General features: G+C 64.3%; 11 protein-coding genes, 2 tRNA genes and 1 pseudogene. 8 read left to right on the top strand and 6 right to left on the bottom strand.

Annotated features, from left to right (window positions below; translation table 11 throughout):
* The first annotated feature begins 109 nt into the window (after positions 1-109).
* The 5 genes and pseudogenes from ADJ79_RS06160 (at position 110) to lptE (ending at position 5,696) form a co-directional block, all read left to right on the top strand.
* On the top strand, positions 110-859 hold the full coding sequence (locus ADJ79_RS06160) for an ABC transporter transmembrane domain-containing protein (protein ID WP_216597159.1): 750 nt from the start codon (positions 110-112) through the stop codon (positions 857-859).
* 85 nt (positions 860-944) lie between these two features.
* Positions 945-1,781 (top strand): ATP-binding cassette domain-containing protein, encoded by an 837-nt coding sequence (locus ADJ79_RS06155; RefSeq protein WP_082203368.1) that lies wholly within the window; start codon positions 945-947, stop codon positions 1,779-1,781.
* Positions 1,727-2,005: pseudogene (locus tag ADJ79_RS14965) on the top strand (ATP-binding cassette domain-containing protein); the annotation flags it as partial. The gene ADJ79_RS06155 and the pseudogene ADJ79_RS14965, both read left to right, overlap by 55 nt.
* A gap of 139 nt (positions 2,006-2,144) precedes the next feature.
* The gene (gene leuS, locus ADJ79_RS06145) at positions 2,145-4,967 is read left to right on the top strand and encodes a leucine--tRNA ligase (RefSeq protein WP_050715217.1); all 2,823 of its coding nucleotides are present in this window, start codon (positions 2,145-2,147) and stop codon (positions 4,965-4,967) included.
* Between the two features lie 168 nt (positions 4,968-5,135).
* Positions 5,136-5,696: an LPS assembly lipoprotein LptE gene (gene lptE / locus ADJ79_RS06140; RefSeq protein ID WP_253273877.1), complete on the top strand. Its 561-nt coding sequence runs from the start codon at positions 5,136-5,138 to the stop codon at positions 5,694-5,696.
* Between the two features lie 207 nt (positions 5,697-5,903).
* On the opposite strand, the gene infA is transcribed toward lptE, so the two are convergent.
* The gene (gene infA, locus ADJ79_RS06135; RefSeq protein ID WP_050715216.1) at positions 5,904-6,167 is read right to left on the bottom strand and encodes a translation initiation factor IF-1; all 264 of its coding nucleotides are present in this window, start codon (positions 6,165-6,167) and stop codon (positions 5,904-5,906) included.
* Positions 6,168-6,394: 227 nt separating this feature from the next.
* Here infA and ADJ79_RS06130 point away from each other — a divergent pair, with 227 nt between their 5' ends.
* A complete protein-coding gene (locus ADJ79_RS06130; protein WP_050715215.1) occupies positions 6,395-6,742 on the top strand; it encodes a hypothetical protein in 348 nt (115 codons plus the stop codon).
* A gap of 262 nt (positions 6,743-7,004) precedes the next feature.
* On the opposite strand, the gene ADJ79_RS06125 is transcribed toward ADJ79_RS06130, so the two are convergent.
* From ADJ79_RS06125 to ADJ79_RS06100, 5 genes are all read right to left on the bottom strand, one after another.
* On the bottom strand, positions 7,005-8,207 hold the full coding sequence (locus ADJ79_RS06125) for an RtcB family protein (protein ID WP_156304266.1): 1,203 nt from the start codon (positions 8,205-8,207) through the stop codon (positions 7,005-7,007).
* Positions 8,208-8,387: 180 nt separating this feature from the next.
* Positions 8,388-8,876 carry a zinc-ribbon domain containing protein gene (locus ADJ79_RS13120; RefSeq protein ID WP_082203367.1) on the bottom strand — a complete coding sequence of 163 codons (489 nt, stop codon included), beginning with the start codon at positions 8,874-8,876 and terminating at the stop codon, positions 8,388-8,390.
* 129 nt (positions 8,877-9,005) lie between these two features.
* Positions 9,006-10,148, bottom strand: a complete 1,143-nt coding sequence (locus tag ADJ79_RS06115) for a slipin family protein (protein ID WP_050715214.1) — start codon at positions 10,146-10,148, stop codon at positions 9,006-9,008.
* A 377-nt stretch (positions 10,149-10,525) separates the two neighbouring features.
* Positions 10,526-10,606, bottom strand: a tRNA-His gene (locus ADJ79_RS06105).
* A tRNA-Glu gene (locus ADJ79_RS06100) sits at positions 10,606-10,682 on the bottom strand. The genes ADJ79_RS06105 and ADJ79_RS06100 overlap by 1 nt, the downstream gene beginning before the upstream one ends.
* Here ADJ79_RS06100 and ADJ79_RS14125 point away from each other — a divergent pair.
* The gene (locus ADJ79_RS14125; RefSeq protein WP_156304052.1) at positions 10,651-10,917 is read left to right on the top strand and encodes a hypothetical protein; all 267 of its coding nucleotides are present in this window, start codon (positions 10,651-10,653) and stop codon (positions 10,915-10,917) included. The two genes, ADJ79_RS06100 and ADJ79_RS14125, sit on opposite strands and share 32 nt — an antisense overlap.
* A 72-nt stretch (positions 10,918-10,989) precedes the next feature.
* Positions 10,990-12,660: an RNA repair transcriptional activator RtcR gene (gene rtcR, locus ADJ79_RS06095; protein ID WP_050715212.1), complete on the top strand. Its 1,671-nt coding sequence runs from the start codon at positions 10,990-10,992 to the stop codon at positions 12,658-12,660.
* Positions 12,661-12,830: the final 170 nt, after the last annotated feature.

Raw genomic sequence — 12,830 nt, 5'->3', positions numbered from 1 at the left:
GGCCCGGCGAGGATTTGCAACGCCGCAGACCGCCCGAGTCCGCCCTTTTGCAACCGTGACTGGACGGTGAACAGGTTCTTGTATGCAATGGGTGGTAGATCATGTTCTGGTGTCTGCCGACCGTGATTTGCTGGCGGTGCTGGGGCTGGGCTTCGGGCTGGCGCTGCTGGTGCAGCTGGGCATTGGCTTTTTGCGGGGGTGGACGGTGGTTCACCTTTCATCCAGCCTGGGGCTGCAATGGGCGGGGCGGGTGTTCGCCCATTTGCTGCGGCTGCCGATGGCGTTTTTTGAAAAGCGCCATGTGGGCGATGTGACTTCGCGCATGGGTGCGGTGCAGGCCATTCAGAAAACCCTGAGCACGAGTTTTGTCGAAGCGCTGATTGACGGCCTGATGGCTGCCGTGACGCTGGCGCTGATGCTGGTGTACAGCTGGAAGCTGGCGCTGGTGACGCTGCTGGCGGTGGCGCTGTACGCGGGGTTGCGGCTGGCGGCTTTCGCGCCCTTGCGCGATGGCACGGAGCAGCAGTTGCTGGCCGCCGCACGCCAGCAGACGCATTTGCTGGAAACGCTGCGCGGCATGCAGAGCGTGAAGGTGGCCAACCAGGAGCCGCTGCGCCGCGCCGACTATGAAAACCTGATGGTGGCCACGGTGAATCAGGATGTGCGGCTGGCGCGCATGAATTTGGGCTTTGGCAGCGCGAGCCAATTGGTTTTTGGCGTGGAGCGCATCGCCGTCATCTGGCTGGGCGCACTGCTGGCGCTGGACAGCGTGTCCAGAACCTGTCCGGAGCCTGCCCGTGGATGCAAAAGGGCGGATTCGGGCGGTCTGCGGCGTTGCAAATCCTCGCCGGGCATTTAGCCCGTCTGCGGTTTGCGCCTTGCAGCCTATCCCGCCCCGCTCTTTTGCCCCGCACGGCCAGACTCCAGACAGGTTCTTCGTGGGCATGCTGATTGCCTACCTTTCGTACAAAGACCAGTTCGCCACGCGCGCCGGGGCGTTGATTGACAAGGGCATCGAGTTCAGGATGCTGCGGCTGCATGCACAGCGGCTGGCGGACATCATGCTGGCCGAGCCAGAGGACGGGCCGCTGCATGAGGAGGTTCCAGCAGGGGCTTGGGCGGATGCGCCAGCGCCCGCGAGTCTGCCGCCGCTGACGGCGCTGGCAGGAGCGGGCATAGAGGTGGAGAACCTGTCGTTCCGCCATGCGCAAGGGGAGCCGTGGCTGCTGAAGGATTGCAGCTTTCGCATTGAGCCGGGCGAATCGGTGGCCATCGTTGGCCCTTCAGGCTGCGGCAAGAGCACGCTGCTCAAGCTGATGCTGGGTTTGCTGGCGCCTGCGGCGGGCAGCATTCGCATCGGCGGGCACTTGATGCAGCCCGCGAGCGCGGCGCGCGTGCGCGGCCTGACGGGCTGCGTGATGCAGGACGACCGCCTGTTTGCCGGCAGCATTGGCGAAAACATCAGTTTTTTCGACCCCGGCTTTCAGCCCGATCGCATTGAGCAAGCCGCCCGGCTGGCCGCCATTCATGACGAAATCATGGCGATGCCCATGAACTACCACAGTCTGAGAACCTGTTCACGGCCTGTCCGTGGGGGCGAAAAGCGCGGACTCGGGCGGTCTGCGGCGTTGCAAATCCTCGCCGGGCCACAAGGCCCGTCTGCGGTTTGCGCCTTGCAGCCCATCCCGATCCGCCCTTTTGCCCCTCACGGCCAAACCATGAACAGGTTCTGGCGGGCGACAGGGGTAGCGCTCTCTCCGGCGGGCAGCGCCAGCGTCTGATGCTGGCGCGGGCGCTTTACCGCCAGCCGCAGTTTTTGTTTCTGGATGAGGCGACCAGCCATCTGGATGTGGCCTGCGAGCGCCAGGTGAGCGAGGCCGTGAGCCGCCTGCCCGTCACGCGCGTGATCGTGGCCCACCGCCCCGAAACCATTGCCAGCGCCAGCCGCGTGCTGGTGATGCAGGGCGGGCGCTTGCAGGAGGCAACGCGGCAAGAAGCGCCGTGAGAGCCTGTTCAGAGCGCGGCGTTTGCGCCGCCGCCAGCGGATTTTCAGAGCCAAATCGGCCTGAAGTCCCCGTGAAACGGGCGCGGGCAGCTATTTTTCTGATAGCAAAAAGCCCTCGCTCCTACAATCGCGCCCCATCATGCAAGACCGTTACGACCCCTCTCAGATTGAAAAGGCCGCCCAGGCGCACTGGCAGGCCAGCCAGGCCTGGCGTGTGCGCGAAGACAGCCGCCGCCCCAAGTACTACGCCTGCTCCATGCTGCCTTACCCCAGCGGCAAGCTGCACATGGGGCATGTGCGCAACTACACCATCAACGACATGATCACGCGCAGCCTGCGCATGAAGGGCTTTAACGTGCTCATGCCCATGGGCTGGGACGCCTTTGGCCTGCCTGCCGAAAACGCCGCCATCAAGCACGGCGTGCCGCCCGCGAAGTGGACTTACGACAACATCGCCTACATGAAGGGCCAGATGCAGGCGATGGGCCTGGCCATTGACTGGAGCCGCGAGTTCGCCACGTGCGACGCCAGCTACTACAAGTGGAACCAGTGGCTGTTTCTGAAGATGCTGGAAAAAGGCATCGCCTACCGCAAGACGCAGGTGGTGAACTGGGATCCGGTGGATCAGACCGTGCTGGCCAACGAGCAAGTGATTGACGGGCGCGGCTGGCGCACCGGCGCGCTGGTGGAAAAGCGCGAAATTCCGGGCTACTACCTGAAGATCACCGATTACGCGCAAGAGCTGCTGGACCATGTGCAGGTGGACAACCCCAAGGCCACGCTCACCGGCTGGCCCGAGCGCGTGCGGCTGATGCAGGAAAACTGGATTGGCAAGAGCGAGGGCCTGCGCTTTGGCTTTCCCTTCGACTGGAACGACGCTGCCGCCTGGCGCGACGGCCAGCCGCCCGCGCTGCCAGCGGGCGAGCAGCCGCCGCGCGGGCCGCTGTATGTGTTCACCACCCGCGCCGACACCCTCATGGGCGTGACCTTTGTGGCGGTTGCGGCCGAGCACCCGCTGGCGGCGCTCATCGCGCGCTTTCGCCCGGAAGTGGCCGCCTTCATCGAAAAGTGCCAGCAGGGCGGCACCACCGAGGCCGAGCTGGCGCTCAAGGAAAAAGAGGGCGTGCGCACGGGCTTTCACGTCAGCCACCCGCTCACGGGCGAATGGGTGGAAGTGTGGGTGGGCAACTACGTGCTCATGAGCTATGGCGACGGCGCGGTGATGGGCGTGCCCGCGCATGACGAGCGCGACTTTGCCTTTGCGCAAAAGTACGGCATCGACATCAAAAAAGTCATCCTCTCCGCCGTGGAGATGAACTACATGCGGGCGCTGGAAGACCAGGCCCAGCCGCTGGACGAACTCACCCGCGAAACCTATGAGGCCGCCTTGCTGCGCCACGCCGAAGCCCAGGAGTGGCTGCCGGACTACGCCGACAAGCAAGGCGTGTGCATCAACAGCGGCCCGCTGGACGGCCTGCCCTACCAGCAGGCCGTGGACAAGGCGGCCGCGCTGCTGGCCGAAAAGGGCCTGGGCGAAAAACGCACCACCTGGCGCCTGCGCGACTGGGGCATCAGCCGCCAGCGCTACTGGGGCACGCCCATTCCCATCATCCACTGCGAAAGCTGCGGCCCGCAGCCCGTGCCCGAAAAAGACCTGCCCGTGCTGCTGCCGCAAGACCTGGTGCCCGACGGCAGCGGCAACCCGCTGGCCAAAAGCGCCGCCTTCCAGGCGGGCGTGCGCTGCCCCCAATGCGGCGGCCCGGGCCGGCGCGAGACGGACACGATGGACACCTTTGTGGACTCATCGTGGTACTTCATGCGCTACTGCGATGCGCACGATGACGAAAAAATGGTGGGCAGCGGCGCGGCGCACTGGATGCCGATGGACCAGTACATCGGCGGCATCGAGCACGCCATCTTGCACCTGCTCTACGCGCGCTTTTGGACCAAAGCCATGCGCGATCTGGGGCTGATCCGCATCGACGAGCCTTTCACCCGCCTGCTCACGCAAGGCATGGTGCTCAACCACATCTACAGCCGCCGCACCGCCAAGGGCGGCAAGGAATACTTCTGGCCCGCTGACGTGGAGCCGGTGCTGGACGCCAGCGGCAAGCAAGTGGCCGCCAAACTGATCAAGCCCGTGGCCAGCGCCGACGGCGAGCTGCCCGCCGGCACGCCCATCGACTACGAAGGCGTGGGCACCATGTCCAAATCCAAAAACAACGGCGTCGATCCGCAAACGCTCATCGAGCAATACGGGGCCGATACCGCGCGCCTTTACACCATGTTCACCGCGCCGCCCGAGGCCACGCTGGAGTGGAACGACACCGCCGTGGAAGGCAGCCACCGCTTTTTGCGCCGCCTGTGGGCCTGCGGCCTGCGCCTGTCTGCCCTGCCGCAACTGGCGCAAGCGGGCAAGCCAAGCGCCCCCGCCGCTTTGGGCAAGGCAGCCCGGGCGCTGCGGCACGAAATCCACACCGTGCTCGGCCAGGTGGACTACGACTACCAGCGCCTGCAATTCAACACCGTGGTCTCCGGCGCGATGAAGATGCTCAACGCCATCGAAGCCTTCAAGGGCGACGGCGATGGCGCGGCCAGCGAAGGCGACACCTTCGCCCTGGGCGAAGCCTTCGGCATCCTGCTGCGCGTGCTCTACCCGGCCACCCCGCACATCACCCACGCCCTGTGGCGCGAGCTGGGCTACGAGGCGCTCATGGGCGATCTGATCGACGCGCCCTGGCCCAGCCCCGACGCCCAGGCGCTGGAGCGCGACGAAATCGAGCTGATGCTGCAAGTGGGCGGCAAGCTGCGCGGCCGCTTCACCGTGCCCGCCAACGCCAGCAAGGCCGAGATTGAACAGGCCGCGCTGGCCAGCGAAGCCTTCATCAAATTCGCTGGCGCGAACGCCACGCCCAAAAAGTTCATCGTCGTGCCGGGGCGGCTGGTCAATGTGGTGCTGTGAGCGGCACGGCCGTGCGGCTGTGAAGGGGGCGCTTGCGCCCCTCTCCTTGCGCTTGATTTGCTTCTTTATTCATAGCAAGACGTCCTAGTGGAATCTGCGCGAAGCGGCATTTCAGCCCCATCAAATTTGCTCCTCTTTTATGCCGCCTGTGCCCCTTCTTTCTGAACCATGACGAAAGCGCCCGCCATGCCTTGCCGCCGCCTTTTGCTCACCGCCAGCCTGGCCGCCCTTGCTGCCAGCACCGCGCCCTGGCTGACGGCCTGCGGCTTTCACCTGCGCCGCCCGCCTGAATTTGCCTTCCGCTCCATTTACGTGGACATGCCCGCCAGCTCCACCCTGGGCGCGGAACTCAAGCGCCAGCTTGCCAGCGCGGGCCTGCAAGTCATCACCGACGCCGCTGAAAAAAACCGGGCACAAGTCATCCTGCAAGCCCTGCAAGACAGCCGCGAGCGCAGCGTGGTCGGCCTGAACGCGGCGGGGCAAGTGCGTGAATACCAACTGCGCGTGCGCTTTGGCTTTCGCCTCGTCACCCCGGCAGGCCACGTGGCGCTGCCTGACGCCGAAATCCTGCGCGAAATCGACCAGAGCTACAGCGAAAGCGCCGCCTTGTCCAAGGAAGCCGAAGCCGAAATGCTCTACCAAAGCATGCAAAGCGACGTAGTGCAGCAGGCGCTGGAGCGCATTGCCGCCATTCAACTGCCCGCCAGCGGCCAGCAAGCCGGGCAATAAACAGGCGCCTTCATGGGCAGCCCCAAAGCAGTCAGGCGGCCAAGCGCCCAACTGCACGCCGCGCGCAGCCAAGAAGCGCGTGAACAAGCGGCTGGATGGACGCGCGAATATTGAATACGCCAGCCCCGGAAACGACGCTGCCCGCCCCTGCAAGGCGCAGGCGCGGGCAGAAAAAAGGGCTGTTGAAGCGGCGGGAAAAGCGGGTTTTCAGCGCGCGCTGCGAGCGGGCGGCGTGGCGCTGCCGGGCGCACGGTTGAGGTGGCGGAAGCTGATGCGGCCCTTGCTCAAGTCATACGGCGAAAGCTCCAGCGTGACGCGGTCGCCCGCCAGGATGCGGATGTGGTTCTTCTTCATCTTGCCTGCCGAGTAGGCAACGAGCTGGTGGCCGTTGTCGAGGGTGACGCGGTAGCGCGAGTCAGGCAGCACTTCATTGACGACGCCTTGCATCTCGATCAGTTCTTCTTTTGCCATGAGGGTGAATTTCTCCTTCGGCGGCGCCCGGCGGCCAGGCAGTCCGGGGCCGAATATGTGTGGTAAAGCAACCGGCCATTTTAGTGGAAGCCCCTGCTGCCGGAAGGCGGCAGCGCGCGGCGCGGGCCAGCTTGCACCCTGACACAAGCCCAACAGGCCAGAGGTGGTGTGTAACGGCGATGGCGGACACACTGCAACTCCCCTTCAACTCGATGAAAGGTTCTTCCATGACCAAACGTTCCATCTACGCTTCTTCTGCCGTTGTGCTGCTGACCACGGCAATGAGCTGGGGCATGGCCCATGCCGCCGGCACGGGCATCAAGCCCGTGGATCAGCAGGCCAATGCGCCTACGCCTTCAGCCGTTGCAGGACCACAGGCGCATGAGGCCGCCAAAACCACGGCGCAGCCTTCAGCCGCCCAATCTGCCACTCACTCCGCCACTCAGCCCGCTGCCACGGCAGCCGAACAGGCGCAAATGCCTGCGGTGACAGGACAGGACGGCCGGCAGGCAACCAAGGACGCCGCTTCGAACGCCGCCAAGGGCGCGGCTTCAGGCGCCCTTGGGCCGAAATAAACGCCCGTTTCTGCTCCTTTGCTCAGGCCGGGGCGCGCCATCAGGCGCGCCCCGGCCTTTTTGATGTGCAAGCGGCGCATTGGCTAAATGAGGTGAACTCCGAGCCGCCTTGCCCAACGGCAGTCTTAAAAAAGAGGAGCAAATTCAATGATTTCAAAAAACCATCCTGCGCTTTTCCCACTAAGACATCATGCTATGAATAAAGGAGCAATATTCATGTGTTGCATCAGTCCCGGCTTGGCCGAAGGCGTTTTGCTCTGCTTCACCCCTTCACGCACACCACCTGCTTGAGCGTGTGCAGCACGTCCACCAAATCGGCCTGGGCGGCCATTACGGCGTCTATGTCCTTGTAGGCCATTGGAATTTCGTCAATCACGCCTGCGTCCTTGCGGCATTCCACGCCTTCGGTCGCCCTGATTTGGTCGGCCTCCGTGAACAGTTTTTTCGCCTGGGTGCGGCTCATGGTGCGGCCTGCGCCGTGGCTGCAACTGTTGAAGCTGTCGGGGTGCCCCTTGCCGCGCACGATGTAGCTTTTGGCGCCCATGCTGCCGGGAATGATGCCCAGCCGCCCCTTTTCGGCGCTGACCGCGCCCTTGCGCGTGACAAAAACCGCCTGGCCAAAATGCGTTTCGCGCTGCACGTAGTTATGGTGGCAATTCACCGCTTCCACATGCGTTTCAAATGGCTTGGCAATGACTTTTCGCATAGCGTTAATCACGCGCGTCATCATCACTTCGCGGTTGGCGGCGGCGAATTTCTGCGCCCAGTCCACGGCTTTCACATATTCACCGAAATACCGCGCGCCTTCTTCAAAATAGGCCAGGTTTTCATCCGGCAGATTTTGCTGGTGCAATCGCGCATCTTGTTTCGCCAATTCAATGAAATGCGTGCCGATGGCATTGCCCACGCCGCGCGAGCCGGAATGCAGCATGATCCACACGGCCTGATTTTCATCCAGGCAAATTTCAATGAAATGGTTGCCCGTGCCCAGCGTGCCCAGGTGTTTGTAATTATTCGTCTTTTCCAGGCGCGGGTGTAATTCGCACAATTGCCTGAATTCATCGGCCAAACGGGTCCAGGCCGCGTCTGTTTCAGCGGGCGGCGTTTCCCAGCCGCCTTTGTCGCGGCCATATTTCTTGGGCGTCATGCCGTGCGGCACCGCTTTTTCAATGGCGCTGCGCAGCGGCCCCAGATCGTCGGGCAAATCGCTGGCCGTCAGCGTGGTTTTGCAGGCCATCATGCCGCAGCCAATATCCACGCCCACCGCTGCCGGAATAATGGCTTTGATGGTTGGAATCACCGTGCCAATCGTGGCGCCGATGCCCAGATGCACATCCGGCATCACCGCCACGTGTTTGAATACCACGGGCAGGCTGGCGATATTTTTTAATTGCTGGCGCGCGTCTTCTTCTACCGGCACGCCCCGGGTCCACATTTTGATGGGCGCAGCGCCGCCGATTTGCATTTGCAGGTAATGCCCGTTTTCGTTATTCACCTCAATGATTTCGGGCGGCATTTCTTCAGCGGCTTTTTCATTTCTGGCCCGCGCGGCCTCCAGGCGGCGCTCCAGCCGCTTTTGCGCCGCTTCTTCGGGCGCGGCGGCGTTTGGCATGGTTTCAGTCGTTGTCATTTTTGATTCCTTTAATCAACTGGCCGGATCCGCCAGTGAGCTGCGTGCATCCGAAGCCGGAATTTCCAGCGCCTTTTGTCGCGCCTTTTGCTGCGCGCGCCACTGCCGCCGCAATTGGGCGCGGCGCTGTTTTTCCTGTTTGAAGGCTTGCACGTCAAAGGTGCGGGCGGCTTTGCGGGCCAGGCCGTCTTGCGTGCGCTGGCGCTGTTCGGCCAGCTTTTGGCGGCGGGCGATGCGGCAGGGCAGGCAGCGCGTGGCGGTGCTGTAGATGCTGCCCTGGCAGTCTTCGTACCACCACTTTTGCTGGCGGGCTGTCCATATTTCTTCCTTGCCGCAGTCCATGCAGCGGAAGGGAACGGGTTCATAAAACTGCTTGCAAGCCGCGCCGTAGCTGTTGCCGGGGACCAGGCGGCTGACGTCCGCTGGCAGCCTTTGCGCGCAGGGCTGCTTGCGCGCGGCCTTTTGTTCGGTGCGCAGTTGCTTGCGGCTTGGGGTGTTTTTCATGATGACCAGGATGATGGGAAGACGGGGCGGCGCGGGCCGCCCCTGAGAGATCAATTCAATTCGCGCCTTCATCGGCCGCAAAACCCATGAAGACGCGCGGCGGCAGCCCTCCATGCGATGGCAGCCGTTTCAGTCCTGCCGGAGCTTGACCAGCCCGCTGAGCACCTGGTCCAGCCCGCCGACGACGGAAATCTTGTCGATGCGTTCGGCCACGCGCTCCAGCGTTTCCAGCTCTTTCATGCGCAGGGCGACGGGGTTGCCTTCCATGACCTTGGCGGTGTTGAGCAGCGAGCGGGTGGCGGCGGTTTCCTCGCGGCGGCGGATGACGTTGGCCTGGGCGGCCTTTTCGGCTTCCACCACCTGGGCAAGGATGGTCCGCATGTCGCCCGGCAAGATGATGTCTTTCACGCCCACGCTCTCCAGCGCGATGCCGCTGCCAGCCAGGCGCGGCTGCACCTGGGCGAGCACGGTGGCGTCAATGGCGGCCTTGTCTTCCAGCAGGGCGTCCAGCGTGCGCTGGCCGACGGCGGCGCGCAAGGCAAATTGCAGTTCGCGGTACACGTGATCGGCAGGCTTGGGATGCTGGCCGAAGGCGGTTTGCGCGTCGGTGTAGCGCCAGACGGCGGTGAGGTTCAGGCGCAGCGTGACTTTGTCGCGGGTGAGGATGTCTTGCCCGGCAACTTCGGCGGTTTGCGCGCGCAAGTCCACCACGTCCACGCGCACGGCGTGCCCGTGTTGCCACCAGCCATGCACGCCGGGCGGCAGGGTTTCGCGGATTTGCCCGTCCACCCACAGCAAGCCGGTGTGAAACTGCGGCACTTCGGCCATGAGCGGCGCGTAGCGGTTCATGCCCGCAGCGCGGGCGGCGCGTATGCGGGCCAGCAAGTCGGCGGGCACGCGCAAATCGGGCGGCACGGGCAGCACTTGCGCTTGCACTTCGTGCAGGCCCTTCCAGTACAGACGCCGCGTGGCGGGCGGGATGATGGCGGTCAGCACGCCGTCTTCAATGAGCAGGGCCACTTCGTCCTCGCCCGTTTGCACGCGCACAAAGTGCTCGTCCACCACTTGCGGCTCGCGCGCCATCAGGTAGTCGCTCAAAGAGTGCGTGAAGGCGCTTTCTTCCAGATTGAAGGCTTGGGCGCGCAGCTCGTCGCCCCAGGCCGTGATGCGGTGCTTGCCTGGCATGAGCATGCGGTCAAAGTCGCCATTGCGCAGGAGCATGGCGCGTTCGTTTTTCTTGACCCGTATGGTTTTGAAGCCCCAGGTTTTCATGTTTTTTTCTCCTATGGCGATTCGCGCAAGTCATTCACGCCGAACCGGTTTGTTTCAAAAAAGGGTTGCCGAACCCTGCCCCGGCAGCGGGCCGGCGCGTGAGCCGGGCGCAGACGGGCGGCGTGCGATGCGGGCGGCGCCCAGAGAGCCTGCTTTGAGGCCAAGGCCCTGCCAAGGCGGCCTTTTCTCTGGCGCGGCCCGCCGCTGGCCGCCCGCTGCGGCCCCGGTGCGCGCGCTGGCGCGGGGCCGCCGGGACAGGGGCGGCGCGGCTGGCAGGCCGGGCAGGCTTGACGCCAGCCGTGGCCTTGAGGCCGCGCCGCACTCGGCGGGAGGGGCCTTGCGGCCCCGGTACTTGGGCATTCCTTGCGAAATGCGGTTTTGTTTGGCGGGACTCGAACCCGCTACGGATATACCGATGCATTCACAGTGCATTGCTCTACCGAATGAGCCACAAACAATTTGCCTGGCAGGACTTGAACCTGCGACTTCACCTTAGAAAAAAGTGCGCTCTATCCATACTGAGCTACCAGCAAAACCCGAACACCATCACCAGCGGCATACGGCGCGCCTACAGGCCGCTTTGCGCTGCAAGGCGCTTCGCGAACCGGGCGCCGCACCGGGCCGCAGGGCTTGTGGCCCGATGCGGCTCCTGCAAGCTGGCGGCAGCCATTCAGGTGCTTTCTTCAGTGCAGGCGGCATGCCAGCGCCGCTTGCAGGCGGCAAAAAAACCATTCAATTCATTGAAATAAAAGGAGAAAATTTTTTCTGAAGGCATCTGGCCGCGCCTTTCAGGCCAGGCGGCAGGCGGGTTGATTCGATATTCAAAGCTAGACTTTGAGATATGAATATCAAACCGGTCACGGCCATTGGCTTTCTCGGCACGCAGCTCGACAGCGGCATGGGCGCGGGCCGCTGGCAAAAGTGGCGGCCCTCCGTGGCGCTGTGCCAGCAGCCCGGCCAGCCCGTGGCGCGGCTGGAGCTGATTTACACCGGCGAGCGCCACCGCCGGCTGGCCGAATGCGTGCAGGGCGACATCGCCTCCTTTTCGCCCGCCACCGACGTGCGCCTGACCCTGCTGCCCATTGCCGACCCCTGGGACTTTGGCCAGGTCTACAGCGCGCTCTATGACTGGGCGCACGGCTACGCCTGGGCACCGGACGAGTGGCAGTACTGGGTGCACATCACCACCGGCACGCACGTGGCGCAAATCTGTTTGTTCCTGCTGGCCGAATCGCGCCACCTGCCCGGCGTGCTGGCGCAAACCTCGCCGCCGCGCCGCTGGGGCACGGGCGAGCCGGGCCAGCTCTCGCTCATTGACCTGGACCTTTCGCGCTACGACGCCATCGCCCGGCGCTTTGAGGCCGCGCAGCGCGACGCCGTGGCCTTTCTCAAAAGCGGCATCGCCACGCGCAACGCGCGCTTTAACGCGCTGATCGACGAAATCGAGCGCGTGGCCGTGCGCTCTGCCGCGCCCATCTTGCTGACCGGCCCCACGGGCGCGGGCAAATCCTTTCTGGCGCGGCGCATGGCCCAGCTCAAGCGCGAGCGCAAGCTCATCAGCGGCCAGTTCGTGGAAGTCAATTGCGCCACGCTGCACGGCGACGGGGCCATGTCCGCCCTGTTCGGCCACAAAAAAGGCGCCTTCACCGGCGCGGCCAGCGACCGCGCCGGCCTGCTCAAAAGCGCCGATGGCGGCGTGCTGTTTCTGGACGAAATCGGCGAGCTGGGGCCGGACGAGCAAGCCATGCTGCTCAAAGCCATCGAGGAAAAGCGCTTCTACCCGCTGGGCAGCGACCGCGAAGTGGGCAGCAACTTCCAGCTCATTGCCGGCACCTGCCGCGACCTGCGGCGCGAAGTGGCCGCCGGGCGCTTTCGCGAAGACCTTTTTTCGCGCATCAACCTCTGGACTTACGACCTGCCGGGCCTGGCCGCGCGGCCCGAAGACATCGAACCCAACATCGACCACCTGCTGGCCCTGCACGCCAGCGAGCAAGGCCGCATGGCGCGCTTTCACCCCGAAGCGCGCAGCGCCTTTTTGCGCTTTGCCCAAAGCGAAGAAGCCGCCTGGCGCGGCAACTTCCGCGACCTGTCCTCCAGCATCACCCGCCTGGCCACCCTGGCCGAAGGCGGCCGCATCACGCAAGCGCAAGTAGAAGCCGAAACCGCCCGCCTGCGCTGGCTCTGGGCGCGGCAGGAGCCGGAAAGCGGCTCCGAAAGCGGCCCGGAAAGCGCCCCCGAAAGCGCGCCAGCGGCCGCCGACTGGCCCGCCCGCCTGCTGGGGCCTGAAAAAGCCGCCGCGCTCGACCTCTTTGACCGCCTGCAACTGGCCGCCGTGCTGCCCGTTTGCGCTCAAAGCGCGAGCCTGTCTGAAGCGGGGCGGCGGCTTTTTGCCCAATCGCGCCAGCAGCGCAAGGCCGTCAATGACTCCGACCGCCTGCGCAAATACCTGCTGCGCTTTGGCCTGAGCTGGGAGCAAATCAGGCAAGGCATGGCCAGCGGCGTCAAACCCTGACAAGCGCCGCCGGACCGGAACCGCCGGCGCCAAAACCGGCCTTGGCATTCGCATGCGGCTTTCCTCATGAAACGCCTTGCCGCCCTGCCCTCACAGCCTTCTCCCCTTCTTTTTGCCCCTCTATTGATAGCATGGGGTCCTAGTGGAACGGGCGTTATGGCGCATTTGAT

This window comes from Ottowia sp. oral taxon 894 (assembly GCF_001262075.1).
Lineage (GTDB): Bacteria > Pseudomonadota > Gammaproteobacteria > Burkholderiales > Burkholderiaceae_C > Ottowia > Ottowia massiliensis.
This window is presented reverse-complemented; position numbering and strand designations above follow the sequence as displayed.